General features: G+C 68.4%; 21 protein-coding genes and 1 pseudogene. 15 read left to right on the top strand and 7 right to left on the bottom strand.

The genetic code is table 11. The features are described from left to right. Nucleotides 1-56 precede the first annotated feature (56 nt). Nucleotides 57-1307: a serine hydrolase domain-containing protein gene (locus tag ACWEO7_RS30325; RefSeq protein WP_452428268.1), complete on the bottom strand. Its 1251-nt coding sequence runs from the start codon at nt 1305-1307 to the stop codon at nt 57-59. A gap of 113 nt (nt 1308-1420) precedes the next feature. Continuing rightward, nucleotides 1421-3160 (bottom strand): malto-oligosyltrehalose trehalohydrolase, encoded by a 1740-nt coding sequence (gene treZ / locus ACWEO7_RS30330; RefSeq protein ID WP_452428270.1) that lies wholly within the window; start codon nt 3158-3160, stop codon nt 1421-1423. Between the two features lie 227 nt (nt 3161-3387). On the opposite strand from treZ, the gene ACWEO7_RS30335 reads away from it, so the two are divergent. Then, on the top strand, nt 3388-4005 hold the full coding sequence (locus tag ACWEO7_RS30335) for a class I SAM-dependent methyltransferase (RefSeq protein WP_452428272.1): 618 nt from the start codon (nt 3388-3390) through the stop codon (nt 4003-4005). A gap of 4 nt (nt 4006-4009) precedes the next feature. Here the strand turns inward: ACWEO7_RS30335 and ACWEO7_RS30340 are convergent, their stop codons facing one another. Continuing rightward, complete coding sequence (locus tag ACWEO7_RS30340; RefSeq protein WP_452428274.1) at nt 4010-4411, bottom strand: hypothetical protein; 402 nt, start codon at nt 4409-4411, stop codon at nt 4010-4012. Nucleotides 4412-4568: 157 nt separating this feature from the next. Here ACWEO7_RS30340 and ACWEO7_RS30345 point away from each other — a divergent pair, with 157 nt between their 5' ends. Both ACWEO7_RS30345 and ACWEO7_RS30350 read left to right on the top strand, forming a co-directional pair. After that, the gene (locus ACWEO7_RS30345) at nt 4569-5141 is read left to right on the top strand and encodes a TetR/AcrR family transcriptional regulator (protein WP_452428276.1); all 573 of its coding nucleotides are present in this window, start codon (nt 4569-4571) and stop codon (nt 5139-5141) included. A gap of 74 nt (nt 5142-5215) precedes the next feature. Next, nucleotides 5216-6415, top strand: a complete 1200-nt coding sequence (locus ACWEO7_RS30350; protein ID WP_452428277.1) for a Cmx/CmrA family chloramphenicol efflux MFS transporter — start codon at nt 5216-5218, stop codon at nt 6413-6415. Nucleotides 6416-6498: 83 nt separating this feature from the next. Here ACWEO7_RS30350 and ACWEO7_RS30355 read toward each other — a convergent pair whose 3' ends face one another. Then, a complete protein-coding gene (locus tag ACWEO7_RS30355) occupies nt 6499-6708 on the bottom strand; it encodes a DUF397 domain-containing protein (protein ID WP_452428279.1) in 210 nt (69 codons plus the stop codon). Continuing rightward, the gene (locus tag ACWEO7_RS30360) at nt 6705-7592 is read right to left on the bottom strand and encodes a helix-turn-helix domain-containing protein (protein WP_452428281.1); all 888 of its coding nucleotides are present in this window, start codon (nt 7590-7592) and stop codon (nt 6705-6707) included. Before ACWEO7_RS30360 ends, ACWEO7_RS30355 begins: the two co-directional genes overlap by 4 nt. Before the next feature lie 187 nt (nt 7593-7779). Here ACWEO7_RS30360 and ACWEO7_RS30365 point away from each other — a divergent pair, with 187 nt between their 5' ends. From ACWEO7_RS30365 to ACWEO7_RS30375, 3 genes are all read left to right on the top strand, one after another. Beyond that, complete coding sequence (locus ACWEO7_RS30365) at nt 7780-8034, top strand: hypothetical protein (RefSeq protein WP_452428283.1); 255 nt, start codon at nt 7780-7782, stop codon at nt 8032-8034. Nucleotide 8035: 1 nt separating this feature from the next. Next, the gene (locus tag ACWEO7_RS30370; protein ID WP_452428285.1) at nt 8036-8377 is read left to right on the top strand and encodes a hypothetical protein; all 342 of its coding nucleotides are present in this window, start codon (nt 8036-8038) and stop codon (nt 8375-8377) included. 349 nt (nt 8378-8726) lie between these two features. Beyond that, nucleotides 8727-8927 carry a hypothetical protein gene (locus ACWEO7_RS30375; RefSeq protein WP_452428287.1) on the top strand — a complete coding sequence of 67 codons (201 nt, stop codon included), beginning with the start codon at nt 8727-8729 and terminating at the stop codon, nt 8925-8927. Between the two features lie 483 nt (nt 8928-9410). On the opposite strand, the gene ACWEO7_RS30380 is transcribed toward ACWEO7_RS30375, so the two are convergent. Then, complete coding sequence (locus ACWEO7_RS30380) at nt 9411-9872, bottom strand: MarR family winged helix-turn-helix transcriptional regulator (protein WP_452428289.1); 462 nt, start codon at nt 9870-9872, stop codon at nt 9411-9413. An 89-nt stretch (nt 9873-9961) separates the two neighbouring features. On the opposite strand from ACWEO7_RS30380, the gene ACWEO7_RS30385 reads away from it, so the two are divergent. Continuing rightward, entirely contained in the window at nt 9962-10285 is a 324-nt protein-coding gene (locus tag ACWEO7_RS30385) for a rhodanese-like domain-containing protein (protein WP_452428290.1), read from the top strand. A gap of 482 nt (nt 10286-10767) precedes the next feature. Beyond that, the gene (locus ACWEO7_RS30390; protein ID WP_452428292.1) at nt 10768-11937 is read left to right on the top strand and encodes an epoxide hydrolase family protein; all 1170 of its coding nucleotides are present in this window, start codon (nt 10768-10770) and stop codon (nt 11935-11937) included. A gap of 345 nt (nt 11938-12282) precedes the next feature. Here ACWEO7_RS30390 and dnaE read toward each other — a convergent pair whose 3' ends face one another. Continuing rightward, a complete protein-coding gene (dnaE, locus tag ACWEO7_RS30395; protein ID WP_450026042.1) occupies nt 12283-15831 on the bottom strand; it encodes a DNA polymerase III subunit alpha in 3549 nt (1182 codons plus the stop codon). 299 nt (nt 15832-16130) lie between these two features. Between dnaE and ACWEO7_RS30400 the strand changes: the two are divergent. From ACWEO7_RS30400 to ACWEO7_RS30430, 7 genes and pseudogenes are all read left to right on the top strand, one after another. Then, nucleotides 16131-16811: pseudogene (locus ACWEO7_RS30400) on the top strand (sensor histidine kinase); the annotation flags it as partial. A gap of 238 nt (nt 16812-17049) precedes the next feature. Further along, nucleotides 17050-17844 carry a LytR/AlgR family response regulator transcription factor gene (locus tag ACWEO7_RS30405; RefSeq protein ID WP_452428294.1) on the top strand — a complete coding sequence of 265 codons (795 nt, stop codon included), beginning with the start codon at nt 17050-17052 and terminating at the stop codon, nt 17842-17844. Continuing rightward, nucleotides 17841-18206 (top strand): hypothetical protein, encoded by a 366-nt coding sequence (locus tag ACWEO7_RS30410; RefSeq protein WP_452428295.1) that lies wholly within the window; start codon nt 17841-17843, stop codon nt 18204-18206. Before ACWEO7_RS30405 ends, ACWEO7_RS30410 begins: the two co-directional genes overlap by 4 nt. Nucleotides 18207-18735: 529 nt before the next feature. Further along, the gene (locus tag ACWEO7_RS30415; RefSeq protein WP_452428297.1) at nt 18736-20490 is read left to right on the top strand and encodes a sodium/solute symporter; all 1755 of its coding nucleotides are present in this window, start codon (nt 18736-18738) and stop codon (nt 20488-20490) included. Nucleotides 20491-20644: 154 nt separating this feature from the next. Further along, nucleotides 20645-21001 carry a DUF485 domain-containing protein gene (locus tag ACWEO7_RS30420; RefSeq protein WP_355078337.1) on the top strand — a complete coding sequence of 119 codons (357 nt, stop codon included), beginning with the start codon at nt 20645-20647 and terminating at the stop codon, nt 20999-21001. Continuing rightward, nucleotides 20998-22635, top strand: a complete 1638-nt coding sequence (locus ACWEO7_RS30425; protein WP_379255693.1) for a solute symporter family protein — start codon at nt 20998-21000, stop codon at nt 22633-22635. Before ACWEO7_RS30420 ends, ACWEO7_RS30425 begins: the two co-directional genes overlap by 4 nt. Nucleotides 22636-22686: 51 nt before the next feature. Beyond that, a partial coding sequence (locus ACWEO7_RS30430) for an acetyl-coenzyme A synthetase N-terminal domain-containing protein (RefSeq protein WP_452358334.1) occupies nt 22687-22946 on the top strand: 260 nt, incomplete at its 3' end.

Genomic DNA, 22946 nt, shown 5'->3' on the forward strand with positions numbered 1-22946 from the left:
GTGTCACGCCGCTTGGACCGCAGCCTTGGGCCTCCACGCAGACCGGATCCGACGTGTCAGGCGGCCTTGGGCGTCTGCGCAGCCGGGATCCGGCGGCGGGACGAACGCAGGCAGTTCAGCATGAGCGGCAGCAACCAGAACGCCGCCGACTGGTCGTAGCTGAGCTGCGCGACGGAGAGCCGGTTGTGCACGAAGCCGACCGACAGGCCCAGCCGGGGTTCGGCCCAGCCGAACGAGCCGCCGAGGCCGATGTGCCCGAACCCGGCGTGGGCGCCCGGCATCGGCAGCGAGTGGTAACCCAGACGCCACATCATCGGCAGGTAGAACAGCGCGCGATCGGGCTGGTAGGTCTCGACACGGCGCAGCGCCTTCATGGTGCGGCGGCCGAGGTACCTGTGGTCGGCCACACTGCCGTCGCCCGCGAGCGCGCCGTACATCGTGGCCAGTGCGGGCGCGGTGGCCACACCGTTGCCCGCACCGAGTTCGGTGTCCAGGATCGGCGGGCTGACGCCCTCGAGGATGGCTTCCAGACCGGGCAGGAACAGGCAGCGGGTGGCGGCCCCCAACGCGCCGGGAATCCGGTGACTACGGCCGAGAACCGCGGCGCCGAGCGGCTTTCCGAGCGCACTCAGCTGGGTGCCCGCCAGCGGGGCGTAGGTGATCGGCGCACCGGCGGGCGGCCTGCCCAGGTGGAGACCTTCGATGCCGAGCGGCTCGGCGACCTCGGTGCGGATCAGCTCGGCCAGGCCGGTGCCGGTGATCGCGCGCGTCAAGCCGCCGACCAGCCAGCCGAAGGTGAGCGCGTGGTAGGTGGGCACACCGAGGAGGCGGTCGGGCTTCGCCGCGGCCAGGCGCTGTTCCATGAGTTCGTGGTCCAGCACGTCGGCCAGGCCGCCGGTGGCGATCGGGGCCAGCGCGGACAGTCCCGCCCGGTGGGTGAGCAGATGACGAATGGTGATCTTGTGCTTGCCGTTGACGCCGAACTCCGGCCAGTACTCAGCGACCGGAGCGGAGTAATCGAGCAACCCGCGGTCGGCGAGACGGTGCACGACGGTGGCCGCGATCCCCTTGGTGGCCGAGAAGATGATCGTGCCGGTGTCCCTGGTCCACGGAACGTCACCGCCGGAGCCGACCCAGATGTCCACCAGCGGCTCTCCGTGCCGGTGCAGCGTGAACGCCGCCCCCGCGCCCCGGCGATTGCCGAACGCCCGTGCGAAAGCGCGCACGAACGGTGCGAATTCGGCGGCCGCGCTGCCACCCATCCCCGGGGGAAGAACCGCAAAGTCCCCGGAAGCGACGTTGCTCATCTCTCCACGGTAATGGCATGGGACGATTCCGGCAAAGTACCTGTCTCGGACAGTTGTACGCCCGTTACCGGGCGAGTGCCCGAAAGGCCGCCGCGAGCTGGGGTTCCACGCGCTCAGCGCGGGCCGGGCGGCGCCGTCTCCAGCAGGGTGAACGAGTGGCCGGGAACGGTTGTGGCGGAACGGCCGATCGTCGGGGATTCCCAGGACAGCAGCGGAAGACCCGCGATCGGCACCGCGACCTGGTCCTCGCCGAGGTTGCACACCAGGGCCAGCGTGCCCCGGCGCACGACGATCCACCGCGCGGACTCGTCGTAGTCCACCGAAACATGGGTCAACCAGGGATCGCTGAGCTCCGCACGATCGCGGCGCAGGGCGAGCAGGGCGCGATAGCACGACAGCAGCCGGGCGTGGCCCGGCTCGTCGGCTTCCGTCCAATCGAGTTTGGAGCGCAGGAACGTTTTCACATCCTGCGGGTCGGGCACCTCGCCCTCGGGCCAGCCGTGCCGGGCGAACTCCTTCTTGCGCCCGGATGCGGTGGCGGCGGCGACATCCGGGTCGGTGTGCGAGGTGAAGAACTGGAACGGTGTGCGGGCGCCCCACTCCTCCCCCATGAACAGCATCGGCGTGAACGGTCCGCACAGCACCAGGGCGGCCTTGATCGCGAGCTGGCCGTCGGTGAGATAGGCGCTCGGGCGCTCGCCCAGCGCCCGGTTGCCGATCTGGTCGTGATCGCAGGTGTAGGCCAGCAGCGCGCTGCCCGGGATCAGGCTGCGATCGATCGGCCGCCCGTGCGTGCGACCACGGAAACTGGAATACGTTGCGGCATGGAAGAAGCCGTGCTTCAGCGTGTGGGCCAGGCAGCGCAAGGAACCGAAGTCGGCGTAATAGCCCTGCCGCTCACCGGAGACCGCGGTGTGCACGGCGTGGTGCAGGTCGTCGTTCCACTGCGCGGTCAGGCCGTAGCCGCCCGCCGCCCGCGGGGTGATCAGCTTCGGATCGTTGAGATCGCTCTCCGCGATGAGCGTCAGCGGCCTGCGCACGTGGGTGGCCAGGCGCTCGGTCGCGACGGCGAGTTCGGCCAGCAGGTGGGTGGCGGTGCGGTCGACCAGGGCGTGCACCGCGTCCAAGCGCAGCGCGTCGATGTGGAAATCGCGCAGCCAGCGCACCGCGTTGTCGATGACGTACCCGCGCACGTGATCGGACTGCGGGCCGTCGAGATTGAGGCTCTGCCCCCAGGTGTTGCGGCCCTCGGTCAGGTAGGGCGCGAAGCGCGGCAGGTAGTTCCCGGACGGGCCGAGGTGGTTGTAGACGACGTCGAGGCAGACCGCGAGCCCGCGGGCATGACACGCGTTCACGAACCGTTGCAGGCCGTCGGGCCCGCCGTAGCTCTCCTGCACCGCGTACCAGAGCACGCCGTCGTAGCCCCAGTTGTGCGGGCCGTCGAAGGCGTTCACCGGCATCACTTCGACCACGGTCACGCCCAGCCCGACCAGGTGGTCGAGCCGTTCGATCGCGGCGTCGAAGGTGCCTTCCGCGGTGAAGGTCCCGATGTGCAGTTCGTAGTAGACCGCCCCGGCCTGCGGCCGACCGGTCCACGCCGCATCGGTCCACCCCGCCGGATCGAGGGTGTGCAGCGCCGAGCGGGCGTGCACGCCGTCCGGCTGGCGCGGCGAGCGGGGATCGGGCAGCACGGTCGGATCGTCGTCGAGCAGGAAGCCGTACCTGGCGCCGTTCGCGGCGGGCACGTCGGCGCGCCACCACCCATCCGGCGACCGCGTCATCGAATGGACGACACCCTCCAGATCCAGTCGCACCGACTCCGGCCGCGGCGCCCACACCTCGAACACAGTCACCGCGCCAGCATCCCACGGGCACGCCCGGTCCGCCCGATACGGACACCGGCCTCAGGCGCGGCGGCGCGTGCGGTCCCGGCTCCCTGACCCGCTGGCCGGAGCCGCTTCCCTCGGTCCCGTGCAGCCACTGGGGCCGGGTCGAGCAGAGGACCGCAAGGCGCGGAAAACTGCCGGGCTGGGGCCGTGCAGCCCTGGTCGCAATGGGCGATGCCTGTCAGAGTGAAGGCGTGGGTGCCTATGCAGAGCATGTGCTGCCGCGGATCGTCAACCGGTCCTGCGGATTGCGGGAATTGACTCCGCTGCGCGAGCGGGTGTGTGCCGGACTGCACGGACAGGTCGTGGAACTCGGCTTCGGTTCGGGACTGAACGTCCCGTTCTACCCGGCGAAGGTCGCGTCGGTGCGCGCGGTCGAGCCCGCCGATCTCGGCTGGCGGCTGGCGAGCGAACGCGTCGCCGCCGCCACCGTGCCGGTCGAGCGCGCCGGGCTGGACGGGCAGGCGCTGCCCTTCCCGGACGACACCTTCGACTGCGCGCTGTCGACCTGGACGATGTGCACCATCCCCGACATCGCCGCCGCGCTCACCGAGGTGCGCCGGGTGCTCGTCCCCGGCGGGACCTTGCATTTCGTCGAGCATGGGCTTGCACCCGACGAGAAGGTGCGGGCGTGGCAGAACCGGCTGAACCCGGTCCAGAAACGACTGTTCGGCGGCTGCCACCTCAACCGCGACATTCGCGGCCTGGTGACAGACGCCGGTTTCGAGATCCGCGACGCCGAGTCGTTCTACGGGGAGCACGCTCCCCGATTCCTGGTCGCCCAGACGCTCGGTGTCGCGGTGTCGCCCTGAGGGATCAGACGATGCGCACCGACAAGGTGTAGGTCGCGTTGCCACGGCTCGGCGCCACCGAGATCGTGTAGTAACCGTTCTGCGGCAATGTGATCCGGCTCCCGGTCTCCTCGACGCACAGCACGCGCCCGTCCGGGGCGGTGGTGCTGAACCGCGCGTTGCCCTCGACCGAGGTGAGTTCGGTGCTCAGGGTCTGCCCCGCCCGCGCCTCGAGCACGTAGGTGTCGGCGTCGCCACGCACGACCGCTCCGGCGACCGACGCGTGATCGCTTCCCGGCGCGAACTCGATCCGCTCGACCGCACCCGCGTTCGCGGCGCCCGCGCCGACCGTCGCGACGGCGAACGCGGGCACGAACAGCGTGACGCCGAGTACGAGCAGGCGCAGGGTGCGCAGGATGGCTTGCATGGTGATCCTCGTTTCCTGGAGCGGACTTGGGCAGAACTGTGCCCGAGCCCGCCTATAGGACGCTTAACAGCCGCTTGGACACCCGGCCCTTCGCAGATCACGAGCCGCCGCCGACGATATTGGAACGATCTGTTCAAAACTGTGCTAGCGTGAGCCCATGCCACGACCCAGATCCTTCGACGAAGACCGCGCGGTGGACGCGGCGATGCACGCCTTCTGGCGCGCCGGGTACGAGGCGACCTCCACCGAAGACCTGTGTGCCGCGACCGGCCTGGGTCGCAGCAGCATCTACAACACCTTCACCAGCAAACGAGACCTGTTCGGCCGCGCCCTGCGCCGCTACATGGCGACCAAGAACGCCGCGACGTTCGACCTGCTCGACAGCGAGACGGGGGTGCGCGGCAAGATCCGCGCCCTGCTGTGGCAGATCGTCGATGCCCCGGACGAGGACCCGCTCGGCTGCCTCGTGGTCAACTCGACGATCGAACTGGCCCCGCGCGACCCCGAACTGGCCGCCGTTCTCGCCACCGACTACCAGCGACGACTCGCCGTGCTGACGGACGCGTTCGAGACAGCCAGGCGCACCGGTGAGATCGCGCCGGACAAAGAACCGACCGCCTTGGCGCACTTCGTGATCGCCACGATCGGAGGGATGCGGGTGGCCGCACGCGGCGGCGCGGATCGCGAGACGCTGGCCGCCATCGCGACCACCGCACTCGACGCTCTCTGAGACCTTTCGACATTCGGCGGCGGCCTTGCCGCGCCCACATTTTGGATAGATCAGTACAAAATAAGGAGGTTCCGATGCCCGTGGCGATCTACGTCCTGGGTCTGTCGATCTTCGCCCAGGGCACCTCGGAGCTGATGCTCGCGGGCCTGCTCACCGAGATGGCCACGGACCTGGGCGTCTCCGTGCCGCGCGCGGGCCTGCTCATCTCGGGGTTCGCGCTGGGCATGCTGGTGGGCGCGCCCGTGCTGGCGGTGGCGACGCTGCGCTGGTCTCGGCGCACCGCGCTGCTGGCTTTCCTCGCCGTGTTCGTCGGCACTCATGTCGTCGGGGCGCTCACCTCGGACTACTGGGTGTTGTTCGCGACGCGGGTGGTCGGCGCGTTCGTCTATGCCGGGTTCTGGGCGGTGGCCGCGACGACGGCGATCGGTCTCGTCCCGGCCACGGCGCGCGGCAAGGCGATGAGCATCGTCGCGGGCGGACTTACCTTGGCCATCATCATCGGGCTTCCGGCGGGCACCGTGATCGGACAACAACTCGGCTGGCGGGCGGCGTTCTGGGCGGTCGCGCTACTGTCGGCGGCGGCCGGGATCGGCGTGCTGGCGAAGATCCCCGGCGGACGTTCCGACGCGCCGCTGAGCCTGAGCACGGAACTGCGCACGATGCTGCGTCCCGCGCTGTGGCTGTCCTACGCCACCACCGCGCTCGCCATCGCCGCCCTCATGGTCACGTTCGCCTACCTCGGCGCTCTGCTGTCCCGGACCACCGGCATGGCGGACGGCTGGATTCCGGCGGTACTCGGCATCTACGGAATCGGGGCGTTCCTCGGCATCGTCATCGGTGGGCGCACCGCCGACAATCACCCGCTGATCAGCCTGTATGTCGGCATCACCGGCGGCGTGCTCACCTCGGCGCTACTCGCCCTCACGATGGAGCACACCATCCCCGTCGTACTGCTGTCGTTCCTGTTGGGCGCCTTCGGTTTCGGCATCAACCCGACCTTGAACAGCCGCGTCTTCACCCTCGCGGGCGACGCGCCCACCCTGGCTGGAGCCACCAACATCTCCTCGTTCAACGTCGGCATCACCGCAGGCCCCTGGCTCGGCGGCCTGGCCATCAGCGCGGGCCTCGGCTACCCGGCGGTCGCCTGGCTCGGCGTGGTTCTCGGGCTCGCCGCCCTCGCCGTCGTGGCATGCAGCCATGCTTTGCACCGCAGGGAGGTTTCGCACGCATCGGTCGACACACGTACCCCGGCACTGGCGGACGTGAACGGATAACTCTTCCGCCGAAGGCAGCGGCCCTGGCCCGACGAAGTGCTGATCGGGCGCAGGGCCGCGGTTGACCGATGCGGGAATCCAGTTCAGGCCGGTCGGGGCGACTCTCCTGCACGGACGCCAGCAGTGAAGGCATCCCACTGGCCCGGCGCGAAGATCAACGCCCGACCGGTCGGGTTCTTCGAATCCCGGACACCGACATGCCCTGCCTCGAGCCAGGCGACTTCGACGCACGCTTCTTGGCCGGTGCTGCGGCTCGACTTGAACCACTGCGCGCCGGATAGGTCGATGTTCACTGCTCGTAACTCCTTGCTGTCTTCCTGAGAAGGTCTCTCGACGCTTGTTCCTCCAGAGCGGCGGCCCGGAGGGACTCGTGTACTACACGGAACTGGTTCACATCGGTGTCATCCTCGAAAAACATACGCCCGATGATGCTTTCGGTGTAGACGACGGATGGCTCCACGTAGCCGCGAGCGTCTCGCGGGAAGTCCAAAACTATGTACGGAGTTGCTACGTGGCGCCCCGGATGGCCCGCCGAATACGGCAGGATACGGACAGTCACGTTCTCACGTGTACCTAAGTCAGCTGTGTGCCGTAGCTGCAAGGCCATTGTGCGCGGCGATCCAACGATTGTGTGTAGCACACTTTGGTGCAGTAGGAATTCGGCCTGCACAGGGCTGTAGTGGCGAGTGAGGATGGCCGACCGCTGCAACCGCAGGATTACGCGCCTTTCGATGTCCGCAGCCGTCTCTGCCGGGGAAATCGGTCCCTCGATGGCTGTCGCATAATCCTTTGCCTGTAAAAGGCCTGGCATGACCAACGGTTGATAGAAATGCAAATGCGATGCAGCGGACTCTAGCCCTAGATACGTGTTGTATCCAGGCAGAAGCAGATGCCGCGATGACTGCCACCACGATTTTGTCGCTGATTGCTGCGCAAGGGCTTTCAGCTCATCGATCTGCGTCCCGTCGAGTCCATACAACTTACCGAACGCCTCTACGTCACGTAGCCGGACCTTGTCGTTCTGCCCCTTCTCGATCCGACCGACCGAGGTCTTGCCCATCTCCATTAGCTGCGCGGCCCGCTCGAGCGTGAACCCCGCACCCTCGCGAGCTTCCCGCAATGCCCGCCCGAGTTGCCGACGCGGCAATGTCGAACCAGGCTGATCGTCCTTCCCCATCGCTCCCTTTTCCCCTGTTCGGTCCGAAACGGCCCAGGTTCCGGTCCGTTTCGGACGTCGGACTACATGTGGACCGGTCCGGGCTCTGCGCGAATGGCCGACTTCATCGGACCGTCCGCTTTAGCCACTCGAATGCTGTTCGCGTGCAGCAACATAGCCGCATGGCCCAGCGACATGGAAGCCTCTCATGCTCACCGCACATCAGATCAAGATGTCGGCCGACCTCATCGAATGGAAGACCCACCGAGCTCTGCCGAGCCTGGTCCGTCACGAACTCATCATGACCGGCCCCCGAAACAATCGCTACGAAATCACCCAGCGCGGCCGAAACACTCGACCACTTCAAGATCAACGGCACATGGTGGAGAGGTCTACTCGCGAAATGCCGCAGCCATGTGCCACTCGCGACATCACTCAGGAAGGAGACGAAAGGTTTGCGTGAAATGAGGGGAAGCGGCTTGGTCGTTGCGCCGCCGAGTATTTGCGGCTCGGCCGATGTCGAGTTGGCGCACCGGCTTATGCGGCGTCACCGTGCGTGCCGGGTCGATCGGTGCGCGTGGAAGTGGGTCGCCTACTACACGTTGGTGCGGCACGGCCGCATCGTTCCGCAGGAGCTGAGCCCGCGCGAACGCGCATATCGGCGCGGTGTCGCCTTCCCGGCCGAGCCCGCCGACCACGCGCCGTTCGGTGACGGCGGGCCGGAACTTCGGACATTCCAGCGGGTTCTCGATGGACTGAACGAGCTCGCCGAGGACCTGCGTGCCGGCGACGGCTGCCAGCGGTGAGCGGGCGTGGGGATATGGGCCGCGATGTCGAGTGTCGCGGCGGTCTTCGCCGGATGCGGCGCGGCGCTGCTCGGCGTCGGGTGCTTGTGGCCGACCGACCAGCAGCACCGTGTCTCGGCCGAACGCAAGCCCATCCCTACGCGGGCCACTCACGCCCGATCCCGTGGCCGGAAGCGTGGACATGTACTACACCCACCCAGCCGCTGACCATCACCACAGCACACCGCGCCATGCAGTTGCACCGCGATCACGACTGCGCCCGCAAGCGCGCCGCGTTCGCCGCACTGGTCGCCGCCGGGCGCATCACGCCGGATTCCGCACGACAACATCGCCCATGGAGCAGCCCCTCATGAATCGAACCGAAGCGATCGCACCGGACCCGAACTGCGAACGTTTCCGCGACCTCATCACCCGCGCCACGAGAGCGGGCTACTGCTTGATGCGCGATCCAGTGCCACCGCACGACTGGAAGCTGCTGGACGCGGAAAACGGTGACGTCGTCATCTCCACCGCGAACGCGGAGCACATCGAGCAGTGGCTCGATTCCTGACCGAAACGGCCACACCGGACCCGGACGGTTCCGCGACCTCACCGCCCGTGCCACGCGAGCGGGCGATTGCCTGCCTGCGCGGTCCGGTGTCACCACACGAGTGGAAGTTGCTGGACGGCGGAAACGCTGACGTGGTCATGTCCGCCGCAAGTCTCGACAGATCGAGCAGTGGCTCGATTCCTGACCGCGCATGACCCCGCCGCATCGCCCCGGGCCGAGCAGGGCCTCGAAGTCGCCATCACCGCAGCGGCCGGTGAGCACAGAACCCTACCGGTGCGGTCTTCCAGCGCCGAGGCTGCCTGTGGCATTCGAGCTGCCTGCCTCGGAGATGTCCTGGGCGGGCTTGCGCGGGGCACGATGGCGACGACCAGGGATCGATCAAGGGCTTCGAGCGCCGGTCAGCCGATCGGGCGTCAGCGCCGGGTGGCAGCACAGGAGCAGGACCGCGCGCAGCGTCAGCGCGAGACGGCGGCGACCGGATCGCTAACGCTTCGGATCGGGCAGGTCGGCTGGGCCCAGCGCCTTGCGTAGCGCCCCGGCCAGAGCTTCGAGTTCGTCCGGGCCGAGGCCGCTGAACCGGCGTTCGATCCCGGCCAGGTAGTGCGGAGCGGCCTCCCGCAGCCGCTGCCGACCGGCCTCGGTGATGCTCACGAACGCTGAACGCCCGTCATCCGGATTGGCCTCCCGGCGCACCAAGCCATGTGACTCCAGCTCGCCGATCAGCCGACTCACCCGCGTCCGGCTCAGCACCACCCGTTCGCCGAGATCGCTCACCCGCAGCTGTCGCGGTCCGTCGAGCTCGAGAAGTACGTCGTACCAGGTCAAGGGCAGCGCGGTGGCGCGACGCAGTTCCGCGTCCAGCTCCGGCACCAGCTTGGCGTGTACCTGAAGCAGCGCGGACCACGCGCGGACGGCCGGGTGGGCACGGTTCACGGAATTCGGCACGAATCGAAGCATAACCAGTTGCGTGCACACGCACATATGTAATAGCGTGCGCACGCACATAAATTTTCGCCCCCCGAAGGAGCACTGCCATGACCGAACTGATCACGCGCCAGGAACTCGCCGAGCAGATCGAGGCGGGTTCGGTGACCGTCATCGACGCGCTCGGCGCCGAGTACTACGCCGAAGCGCATCTTCCCGGCGCGCTCAACCTGGTCGAAGCCGACGTGGAAACCAAAGCCCCGCAACTGCTTCCGGCGAAGGACGCCGCGATCGTCACCTACTGCTCGAATGCCGCCTGCGCCAACAGCCAGCACGTGGCCACCAAGCTGGAGGCTCTCGGCTACACCAACGTCCGGAAGTACCGTGAAGGCATCCAGGATTGGACCGACGCCGGACTTCCGGTCGAGAGCTGAACGCATCCGGGGGTGTCCGGCGGACGGATCCTTTCCGGCCGCCGGGCACATGACTTACCAGTCGCGCCCCATCATCCCGCGGGCGGCGACATCGACGATCGGAGTATCGAATCCGCCGGTGGTCTCGTGCGGAGATCCCGATCGCGCCATCACACCCGCCGGAGGAATCCACGCGCATGACGGAATCGGAGACGCGGCAGCTCGCACTCCGATTCCGTTGCCGCACATCCGCTCCGGGTCTTCCGGTGGTCGGACCACACCGACAGCGCGGGTGGAACGCGGGCCTGACCGAGCGTAGAGCCGGACCGCACTGCCGAGGGCTGGACAATGGACGGGGCCGGTTCCATTGCCGCCGAGTTGATGTGGTGATCCGCTCGGATGCGGATTCCCCGCACCGGAGGCGTCGGGATCGAACTCCGTTACCTGGGCCTGGCGCGCCAACTGGTGAAAACCGTTCCACCGGCAGAGCAGAGAGAACAACCATGACCGACCGCGTTCGTCGCTACCGGATCGATATCCCCGAGGCTGATCTGCGTGACCTACGCGAACGGCTCCGTCGCACCCGGTGGCCGGAGCGTGAGCCGGTCACGGACTGGTCCCAAGGTGTGCCGCTGTCGTATCTGCGAGAGCTGTGCCGGTACTGGGCCGACGAATACGACTGGTCGGCCACCGAAGCGCGGCTGAACCGAATTCCGCAGATCGTCACCGAGATCGACAGCGTGCCGATACACGCGCTCCACGTCCGTTCTCCGTATCCGGAAGCCGTCCCGCTCGTCCTCACTCACGGCTGGCCCGGCTCGTTCCTGGAGTTCGAGCAAGTCCTCGGCCCGCTCACCGATCCGGCAGCGTACGGCGGCGATCCGGCCGACGCGTTCCACGTCGTCGCGCCGTCCCTGCCAGGCTACGGCTTCAGCGGTCGTCCCACCGAGCCGGGCTGGGGCATCCACCGCATCGCACGCGCCTGGGCCGAGTTGACGACCCGGCTCGGCTACGAGAAATTCATAGCCGCAGGCAGCGACTGGGGCAGCAGCATCTCCACCAGCATCGCGTTGCAGCAACCGCACAGGCTGCTCGGATTGCACCTCATCCCACCGCTGGCCGCACCCGAGCGCACCGAAGCGCACCTCACCGAGGCCGAACGGCGGGCCCTCAGCGATCTCGAGGAACGCACCCGCACCGGATCCGCCTACTCGGCGGTCCACGCCACGCGCCCGCAAACTCTGGGTTATGGGTTACTGGACTCACCGGCCGCGCTGTGCGCGTGGATCATGGAAAAGGTCTGGACCTGGAGCGACCACGAAGATGACCTCGACACCGTCTTGGACCGCGACCGGGTATTGGACAACGTGATGCTCTACTGGGTGACCGCGACCGGCGCTTCCTCCACTCGCCTCTACTGGGAGAGCATCACCGAAGTCACCGAATGGTTCACCACCGCGGTCGGCGACCAGATCACGGTGCCGACAGCCGGCAGCGTGTTCCCCGCCGAGGTGCCTCGCCCGTCACAGCGCTGGGCAGCCAAGCGCTTCACCAACATCGTGCACTGGGGACAGCCCGCGCGCGGTGGTCATTTCGCCGCGTGGGAACAACCAGAACTGTTCGTCGCCGAGGCCCGCGCCGCTCGACGAGCTTGCCTTGCCGCTCAACGGTGATCGCTCAGAGCGGGAGCGGTGACCATTCGCACTGACGGGTGCCGTTCCGTCTCCGCGCCGCGGCGAGGCGCACGTGAGGCCGGCACGCGGCCGATCGGCGATACTGGCGGCTGATCGGGGCCGGGCTGGATCCGGCGGGGTCCGTGGTGTCGGCGCATCGGCGGATGCGCCGACACCGTTGCTTTCGGATTGCGGCGAGACCGCGGCCGTCGGGTCGATCGCACCGGCCCCACGCCGCCCGACGACGGCGCGAGCGGCCGGTGACCGGGCCGGCATCGCCGCGGGTCACACAACCGCCGGACAGCCCGACTGCCGACCCGAACCCGACTGTGCGGAATCCGCCGATCAGCCGGCCAGGCAGCCGGGGCCGAGCAACGCCTTGAGGTCGCCCATCAGTGCCGAGGACGGTGAGACGCGCAGGCGCTCATCGAGTTTCAGCAGCGTGGTCTTGTCCCGGGCGCCGACGTGCCGGATATGGACGTCCGACGTGCCGGGGTGCCGGGACAAGACGCGCTTGAGCTCGCCGATCTTGTCCGGTGTGCACATGCGGGTGGTGACGGTGACCGCGAGCGGCTTGGCCACGCCGACGGCGGAGAGGTCCGGCACGGCGAGATCGTTGGCGATCAACGAGATCCGGTCGTCGCGGACCGAGACACGCGCCTTGACCAGCACCACGGCGTCCTCGACGACGTCCATCCCGTACACCGAGTACGACTGCGGGAAGAACAGCACCTCGATGCCACCGGTGAGGTCTTCCAGCTGCGCCGAAGCCCAGGCCAGACCGTTCTTGTTGATGCGCCGGTTCACCGAGGCCAGGATGCCGCCGACGGTCACCTGAGTGCCGTCCTTGATGTCGCCTTCCAGGATGGCGGGAATCTGCGTGTCGGCCTGCGCGGCGAGCACGTGCTCGACGCCGTTGAGCGGATGCCCGGATACGTACAGCCCGAGCATCTCCCGCTCCAGCGCGAGCCGGTGCTTGGACTCCCACTCGTCCTCGGGCACCTTCACGTTGAACACCGAGGTCACCGACTCGTCCGCGTCCAAGCCGCCGAACAGGTCGAATTGACCCATCGCCTCGGCCTTCTTGGTGGCCATGACGGCATCGATGGCATCCGAGTGGATCAGCATCAGACCCTTGCGCGGATGCCCGAGGGAGTCGAAACCGCCCGCCTTGATCAGCGATTCGGTGACCTTCTTGCTCGCGGCGATCGCGTCGATCTTGTTCAGGTAGTCGGAGAAGTCGGTGAACTTCGACTTCTCCTTGCGCGCCTGGATGATCGAGGCTACGACGTTCGCGCCGACGTTGCGCACCGCGCCGAGACCGAAGCGGATGTCCTTGCCGACCGAGGCGAAGTTCTGCTCGGACTCGTTGACGTCCGGCGGAAGCACGGTGATGCCGAGACGGCGGCAGTCGGACAGGTAGACCGCGGCCTTGTCCTTGTCGTCACCGACGGAGGTGAGCAGGCCCGCCATGTACTCGGCCGGATAGTTGGCCTTGAGGTAGGCGGTCCAGAACGAGACGAGGCCGTAGCCCGCGGCGTGCGACTTGTTGAACGCGTAGCCTGCGAACGGAAGGATGGTGTCCCACAGCGCCTTCACCGCGGCCTCGGAGAAGCCGTTCGCGGTCATGCCCTCGTGAAAGCCCTTGTATTCGGCCTCGAGCACCTCGAGCTTCTTCTTACCCATGGCCTTGCGCAGCGCGTCGGCCTTGCCCATCGAGTAGGAGGCGACCTTCTGCGCGATGAACATGATCTGCTCTTGGTAGACGATCAGGCCGTAGGTCTCGGCGAGGATGTCCTTGAGCGGCTCCTCCAGCTCGGGATGGATCGGCTTGATCGGCTGCCGCCCGTTCTTGCGGTCGGCGTAGTCGTTGTGCGCGTTCATGCCCATCGGGCCGGGCCGGTACAGCGCGAGCACGGCGACGATGTCGTTGAAGCCGGTGGGCTGCATGCGGCGCAGCAGGTCGCGCATGGGGCCGCCGTCGAGCTGGAAGACGCCGAGCGTGTCACCGCGCGAGAGCAATTCGTAGGTCGCGGGATCGTCCAGCGGCAGGTTGTCCATGTCCAGGTCGATGCCGCGGTTGGCCTTGATGTTGTCCAGCGCGTCACCGATGACGGTGAGGTTGCGCAGGCCGAGGAAGTCCATCTTCAGCAGGCCGATGGCCTCGCAGGACGGGTAGTCCCAGCCGGTGATGATCGCCCCGTCCTGGGGCCGTTTCCACACCGGGATCGCGTCCATCAACGGCTCGGAGGACATGATCACCGCGCAGGCGTGCACACCGGCGTTGCGGATCAGGCCCTCCAGACCGCGCGCGGTCTCGTAGATCTTGGCCACATCCGGGTTGCTGCCGATGAGCTCGCGGACCTCGGCCGCCTCTTTGTACCGCTCGTGATCGGGATCCATGATGCCCGACAACGGGATGTCCTTGGCCATGATCGGCGGCGGCAGCGCCTTGGAGATCTGGTCGGCGATGGCGAAACCGGGCTGGCCGAACTGGACGCGCGCCGAGTCCTTGATCGCGGCCTTGGTCTTGATGGTGCCGAAGGTGATCACCTGGGCGACCCGGTCGGTGCCCCACTTCTCGGTGGCGTAGCGGACCATCTCACCGCGGCGGCGATCGTCGAAGTCGATATCGATATCAGGCGCGGACGGGCGCTCCGGGTTGAGGAACCGCTCGAACAGCAGGCCGTGCGGCAGCGGGTCGATATTGGTGATGCCGAGCGCGTAGGCCACCAGCGAACCGGCCGCCGAACCACGGCCGGGACCGACCCGGATGCCGACCTCCCGCGCGTGCTTGACGAGGTCGCCGACGACGAGGAAGTAGGCGGGGAAGCCCTTCTGCTTGATGACGTCGAGTTCGAAGTAGGCGCGGGTGTAGTACTCCTCGGGCACACCGCCCGGGAACCGGCGCGCCAGGCCTCGGTCGACCTCTTTGCGCAGCCAGGAATCCTGGTCCTCGCCCTCGGGTACCGGGAAGACCGGCATGCGGTCCTTGAAGGCCCATACGTCGTCGTAGGACTGGACCCGCTCGCCGATCAGCACCGTGTTGTCGCACGCGCCGGGCACCTCGGCTTCCCAGAGCGCGCGCATCTCCTCGGCGGATTTCAGGTAGTAGCCGTCACCGTCGAATTTGAACCGGGTGGGGTCCGACAGCGTCTTGCCGGTCTGCACACACAGCAGCGCCTCGTGGTTGCTCGACTGGTCCTTGGTGACGTAGTGGCAGTCGTTCGTGGCCAGCGGCGGAATGCCCAGCTGCTTGCCGACGTTCAGCAGCCCCTCGCGCACCCGTCGCTCGATGGACAGGCCGTGGTCCATGACCTCGAGGAAGAAATTGTCCTTGCCGAAGATCTCCTGCCACTTCGCGGCGGCCTCCAGCGCCTCACGGTCGTGGCCGAGACGCAGGCGGGTCTGCACCTCGCCGGAGGGGCAGCCGGTCGTGGCGATGATGCCCTCGGCGTACTGGGCGATGATCTCCGCGTCCATGCGCGCCCACTTGCCGAGCTGCCCCTCGATGGAGGCCAGCGAGGAGAGCTTGAACAGGTTGCGCAGGCCGGTCGCGTTCTCGGCGACCATGGTCATGTGCGTGTAGGCGCCGGAGCCGGAGACGTCGTCGCCCTTCTGGCTCGGATCGCCCCACTGCACGCGCTTGGTGTCGAACCGCGAGGCGGGCGCGATATAGGCCTCGATGCCGATGATCGGCTTGATGTCGTGCTTCTTGGCCGAGTTGTAGAACTCCGAGGCGCCGTACATGTTGCCGTGGTCGGTCATCCCGACCGCGTTCATCCCCAGCCGTTTCGCCTCCGTGAACAGTGGCGAGATCTTCGCCGCCCCGTCGAGCATGGAGTACTCGGTGTGGTTGTGCAGATGGACGAACGATCCGGACGAGGCGGCCAAGACGGTCCTTCCTCCCAAGGTCTCGACGGGGGTTGGCTGGACCGATTCTAGGCGGGCGCACCGACTGGTTCGGAACGGCTCGCGGGCGCTCCGCGGGCACCCGGCGTGTCGGTGGGGAAGATCACCGGCGCGTCCTGGCGACTCGCCGTCTGAGCGGCCGATTTCCGCGAGTGTCGCTCTCGTGCCGCCCACGGCCGCCACCATGCCGCACACGACCCGGAACGAAACTCCCGGCAAGCCGCACTGCGCCCGCGGCGCGCCCCCGTTTGCCGGATTCGGCCCGTTCGCGCATGCGCTGTCCGGAACTGGACGCGTCGCGGGCCCGGCTGGACCGGGCCGAGGTGCGCGCGCTGCGGGCGCAGATCAGCCCGCACTTCATCTACAACGCGCTGAACACCATCGCCTCGTTCGTCCGCACCGATCCGGCGCGGGCCCGCGAGCTGATCCTCGAGTTCGCCGACTTCACCCGCTACTCCTTCCGCGCCGCGGGCGAGTTCACGGTGCTGTCGGACGAGCTGCGCAACATCGAGCGCTACCTCGCGTTGGAACGCGCCCGCTTCGGCGACGCCCTCCAGGTCCGGCTGCGGATCGCGCCCGAGGTGCTCGGCGTGGTCCTCCCCTTCCTCGCGCTCCAGCCGCTGGTGGAGAACGCGGTGCGGCACGGACTGGCGGGCGCCGCCCACGGCGGCACCGTCAGCATCGTCGCCACCGACGCGGGCACCGACTGTGTGATCAGCGTCGAGGACGACGGCGTCGGCATGGACCCGGACCTCTTACGCTCCGGCGCGCTGGACGCCGTCGACACCGGGACCGGCCCCGCGCGCTCCGGAGAGGCCGCGCACGTCGGCCTGGCCAACGTCGACGACCGATTGCGCGCGGCCTTCGGCGACGACTACGGCCTCGTGGTGGAAACCGCACCTGGCGCGGGCACAAAGGTCAGCTTGCGCGTCCCGAAATTCCGGGCGGGCATCCGGCCGTGAGACCGGCGCGCGACGCCGGGGAACGCGGCCCGTGCACGCACGCATACCCGAGCATCGGACCGGCACACGCAACGCCCGGACGCGGGCGCCAGACCAACCCTTGCCACGTCGGGGAGCACGGACACATGCCCACAAGGCATCCGGCCGTGAGGCCGACGCATGCGACGCTCGGGAGCAGGCCGCCTCACGCCGACACCCGGTCGGCCGCCCGGCACGGGCCCCTTACGATGGAGCGACTGTGACCCGCGTTACCGGCAAGTCGGCGGGCGCGCTGCGCGTGCTCGCCGTGGACGACGAGAAACCCGCTCTGGACGAGCTGGTGTATCTGCTGCGCGCGCGGGCCGAGATCGGGGAGATCCACGCGGCAGGCGACGCCACCAGCGCGTTGCGGGTGCTGCGCGCGCACCCGGTGGACGCGGTCTTCCTGGACATCAACATGCCCGGCCTGGACGGGATGGAGTTGGCGGGCATCCTGTCGGAGTTCGCCACTCCGCCCGCCGTGGTCTTCGTGACCGCCCACGACGACCGGGCGATCGCCGCGTTCGATCTGGGTGCGGTCGACTACCTGCTCAAGCCGCTGCGCGAAGCGCGCCTCGCCGAGGCGGTGCGGCGGATCGCGGCGGCCCGCGGCGCGCCGCACCGGCCCGCCGCCGACGAGCGCGCCGATCCGAGCGAAGTCATCCCGGTGGAACTGGGCGGAGTGACCACGCTGGTACCGAGGTCGAGCGTGAGTTGGGTGGAAGCCGACGGGGATTACGCGCGGCTGCACACGAGCGCCGGATCGCATCTGGTGCGGATCCCGTTGTCGGCGTTGGAAGCACGCTGGCACGACGCGGGATTCCTGCGGGTGCACCGCTCATATCTGGTGGCGTTGCGGCTGGTCACCGGGCTGCGCACGATAGGTTCCGGCACGGTGGTGTGCCTGCGGGCCGAGGGCGAGGCGCAAGCGGTCGAACTGCCGGTGAGCCGACGACAGGTGCGCGAGCTGAAACAGCGACTCGTCCGACCCCGGCAACACTGGGGCAATCAGTGACCGCACCGCAGCGTCCGGTGCGCGAGCGCGTGGTGTTGTCCGAGCGACGCGGCGCGCGCCGGGTCCGCACGAGGGTGGAGGTCGCCGAGCAGACCGAGTTCGGCGAGGCGCTCATCGGCGGCCTCATCCGCGCGCAACTCGGGCTCGCGCTGCGCGTGTGCCTGGTGACGCTCGCGCTGCTGTGCGCGCTGCCCGTGCTTTTCCGCACCGGTTCGATCGGATCGATCACGGTGCTCGGCATCCGGCTGCCCTGGCTGCTGCTCGGCGGCGCCGTGTACCCGCTGCTGTTCCTGATCGGCCGGACCTACGTGCGCCTGGCCGAACGCAACGAACAGGATTTCCTCGAATTGGCCGAGGACTGACGGTGCGACCGGCCCGAATGCCTGCCACGGGGCGGACCACGGTATCGGTGCGCTCCGGCCCGACGGGCTTCGTTCGTCGCTCGGCGTATCGGTGCACCCGGTCCGAGAGAACGCGCGCCGCGTTCGAGATCGGGATACGGCGGGATCGACCCGTGCGCCACCATGGGACCAGCTCGGCCCGTGTGGACGCGGCGCGTGATCTTGGGTGTCCTCCGAGCGGCGCATCCGTCGCGGGTGCCCGGCTCTCGCTGGGGCATCCGGCCGCCGCGGCGATCTTCTTCGAGTGTGGGCGCTTCCCGCACGCCGGTGACACGAGACTCGGCGCACAGGTGACCGTTTCGCTCGCCCGCCGGCCAAGGGGTCGCGAAGACCGGGTATCGCGCGAATCCGGCCGACCCACCCGGAGGTACTCCTCTGGTGCGTCGACCACGCCCGCGACCCGGGCCTCGGGGCGCACTGAACCGCTCCGCTCACGCGGCCGAGGTGTCGCGTTGACCGGATACCGCGCCGACCCACGCGGAGGTATGTCATGACTTCTGGCACGGCGCACGCGCTGACGGTCGCGGCGCTGATCCTCGCAGCCCTCGCGACCGTCGCGATCGGCGCGTACGGCGTGCGGCTCGCGCGCACCACCTCCGATTTCCTCGTCGCCTCGCGCAGCGTGGGGCCGCGCTGGAACGCGGCCGCGATCTCCGGCGAATACCTCTCGGCCGCCTCGTTTCTCGGGGTCGCCGGGTTGATCGCGAAATACGGCGCGGACGCGCTGTGGTACCCGGTCGGCTTCACCGCCGGATACCTGGCGCTGCTGCTGTTCGTCGCCGCCCCGCTGCGCCGTTCCGGCGCGTACACGGTGCCCGACTTCGCCGAATTCCGCTTGGGCTCGGTGCGTTTACGCAGACTCGCCGCCACCGTCGTCGTGCTCATCTGCGCGGTGTATCTCATCCCGCAGTTCCAAGGGGCGGGCCTGACGCTGCACATCTTGCTCGGGGTGCCGGACTGGGTGGGCGCGGTGGCGGTGGGCGCGATCGTGATCGCCAATGTGGTGGGTGGCGGGATGCGCTCGATCACCTTGGTCCAGGCGTTCCAGTACTGGTTGAAGCTGACCGCGGTGGCACTGCCCGCGCTGGTGCTGCTCGGGCACTTCCTCGCCGACCAGCGGGAGCTCGGCGCGCCCGCACCGCCGGTGGTGTCCGAACGCACGACCGTCGACGTGACCACCGACGTGGTGGTGCGGGTCGGTGCGCCGCAACAGGTTTCGATCACGGGAACCATCGACGAGCACGCCGTCGACGGCACGGTGCCGCTGACGCCCGGCACGCACGAACTGGCGGCGGGGACGCGATTGGTGCTCGAGGCCGGAGCGGCGGTGCCGGTGGTGGCCGGCGCCCCCGCCGACGGCGCGGGCTGGCTGACGCCGGGCGGCGGACTCGGCGGGCCGCATCCCAGCTACCAGGTCTATTCGTTGATCCTGGCGACCTTCCTCGGCACCATGGGCCTTCCGCACGTGCTGGTGCGCTTCTACACCAACCCCGACGGGCGGGCCGCGCGCGCGACCGCGCTAGCGGTGATCGGCCTGGTCGGCCTCTTCTATCTGTTCCCCGTCCTGCTGGGCGTTTTCGCCCGGCTGTACGTGCCGCAACTGCTGATCACCGGAACCTCCGACGCCGCGGTGGTACTGCTGCCCGGGTCGGTGGTCGCTGGGCTGCCTGGTCAGCTGCTCGCGGCGCTGGCCGCGGCGGGCGCGATCGCCGCGTTCCTGTCCACCTCGTCGGGGCTGCTGGTGAGCATCGCGGGCGTGCTCAGCACCGACATGCTGCGCGGTCGCATCCGGGACTTCCGCACGGCCGCACTGGTCGCGGGCTCGGTACCGCTGGCGCTGTCGCTGACGGTGGTGTCGCTGGATCTGTCCCGCACCGTCGGCCTGGCCTTCGCCGTGGCCGCCTCCACGCTGTGCCCGCTGCTGGTCCTGGGCATCTGGTGGCGCGGGCTGACCGCGACGGGCGCGGCGGCCGGTCTGGTCGCGGGCGGGCTCGCGGCGGGCGCCGCGACCGCCGTCTCGGTCACCGGCGGCTTCTCCGACGACGTGGCGGGCGGCTGGCCCGCCGCGTTGCTGAGCTATCCGGCGGCGATCAGCGTGCCGCTGGCGTTCGCCACCATGGTGCTGGTGAGTTCGTTCACCCGTGGGCTCGGCGCGAGGACGGTGAGCCGGATCTTCGTCCGGATGCACGCGCCGGAGCGCTTGGGCATGGGCGCGGACCGCGAGCGCAGCCTGCGTTCGGACTGAGGGGTCACGCGCCGACCGTTCGTCGCGCCGTACCGACCGCTCACCGCAGATTCGGACACCTTCGCGGAGTGACCCACACCACAGCCTACTGGTGGCCCCTATCCCTGGCTTACCGTCCTCGAGAAGTAAGCCACATCACTTGGGTAGGACCAGCATGACCAGTACCGAACTCGACGACACCGCCGGGCGGCGAGCGCCGAGCGCAGCAGAATTCGCCGAAGTCCAGGCGAGCCCCCAATTCCAGGAACTGCGAACGCGATTGCGCCGCTTCGTCTTTCCGATGACCGCGCTGTTCCTGCTCTGGTACCTCGGTTATGTCCTGCTCGGCGCCTACGCGCACGACTTCATGAGCCGCCCCGTCTTCGGCGAGATCAACGCCGGATTGCTGCTCGGCCTCGGCCAATTCGTCTCCACCTTCGCCATCACCGCGCTGTACGTCCGGTTCGCCAACCGAGAACTGGATCCGCGCGCAGCGAAAATCCGTGGCTACCTCGAGGGAGACCGGGCATGAACACCGTGCACACCTACGCGGCGGCGGCGACGGTCGGCAACCCGGTCGCCAATATCGCCATCTTCGGCGTCTTCGTCGCGATCACGATGATCGTGGTGATCCGCGCCAGCCGGAACAACGCCACGGCCGCCGACTACTTCACCGGCGGGCGCGGCTTCTCCGGTCCGCAGAACGGCGTCGCCATCGCGGGCGACTACCTCTCGGCCGCCAGCTTCCTCGGCATCGCGGGCGCCATCGCGGTCTACGGCTACGACGGATTCCTCTACTCGATCGGATTCCTGGTCGCCTGGCTGGTCGCGTTGCTGCTGGTCGCCGAGATGCTCCGCAACACCGGCAAATTCACCATGGCCGATGTGCTGAGCTTCCGGCTGAAGGAAGGCCCGGTGCGCACCGCCGCGGCACTGTCCACGCTGACGGTGTCGCTGTTCTACCTGCTCGCGCAGATGGCGGGCGCGGGCGGACTGGTCGCGCTGCTGCTGGATGTCACCGACAAGACCGGGCAGTCCATCGTGATCGCCGTCGTCGGCGTGCTGATGATCGTGTACGTCCTGGTCGGCGGCATGAAGGGGACCACATGGGTGCAGATCATCAAGGCCGTGCTGCTGATCGTGGGCGCGGCGCTGATGACCGTCATGGTGTTCGCCAAGTTCGGTTTCGACTTCTCCGAGATCCTCGGCTCCGCGCAGGAAGCGGTCTCGGGTTCGGCGAACAAGGCCGTCGCCGCGCGCGACGTGCTCGCACCCGGCGCGCAGTACGGCGGCAGCGAGACCTCGAAGCTCAACTTCCTCTCGCTCGGCCTGGCGTTGGTGCTCGGCACCGCGGGCCTGCCGCACGTGCTGATGCGCTTCTACACCGTGCCCACCGCCAAAGAGGCGCGGCGCTCGGTGGTCTGGGCGATCGGCCTGATCGGCGCGTTCTACCTGTTCACCCTGGTCCTGGGCTACGGCGCGGCGGCGATCGTCGGGCCGGATCGCATTCTCGCGGCCGCGGGTGGGCAGAACTCGGCCGCGCCGCTGCTGGCCTTCGAACTCGGCGGCGTGGTGCTGCTCGGGGTGATCTCCGCGGTCGCCTTCGCCACCATCCTCGCGGTGGTGGCGGGCCTGACCATCACGGCGTCGGCGTCGTTCGCCCATGACATCTACGCGAATGTCATCAAGCGCGGGAAAGCCGGTGAGCGCGAACAGGTCCGGGTCTCCCGGATCACCGCGGTGGTGATCGGCATATTGGCCATCGCGCTGGGCATCCTGGCCAACGGCCAGAACGTCGCCTTCCTGGTGGCGCTGGCGTTCGCGGTCGCGGCGTCGGCGAACCTGCCGACCATCCTCTACTCGCTGTTCTGGCGGCGGTTCAACACCACCGGCGCGCTGTGGAGCATGTACGGCGGTCTGATCTCGACGATCGTGCTGATCGTGTTCTCCCCCGCGGTATCGGGCAGCAAGACCGCCATGCTGCCCGGTTCGGACTTCGACTGGTTCCCGCTGTCCAATCCGGGCATCGTTTCCATCCCGTTGGCGTTCCTGCTCGGCATCATCGGCACCTTCGTGGGAGGCAAGACCGAGGACCCGGCCAAGGCCGCGGAGATGGAAGTCCGCTCGCTCACCGGCGTCGGCGCCGAGAAGGCGGTGGTGCACTGAGCACTGCCCGGCATTCCTCGTCCCCTCTGTTCTTTCGTTAGGAGATCTCGCGTGACCAGCGCAACCACCGATGACCGCGACACCACCGCCTACCCGCCCGCCGCGGACTTCGCCGCCGAGGCGAACGCGAGCGAGGCGCTGTACGACCGGGCGCGGTCCGATCGGCTGGAGTTCTGGGCCGAACAGGCTCGCAGGCTGCACTGGGAGCAGCCGTGGACCCAGGTGCTGGACTGGAGCGAGGCTCCGGTGGCGAAATGGTTCGTCGGCGGCAAGCTCAACGTCGCCTACAACTGCGTGGACCGCCACGTCCT

This window comes from Nocardia sp. NPDC004260 (assembly GCF_053603155.1).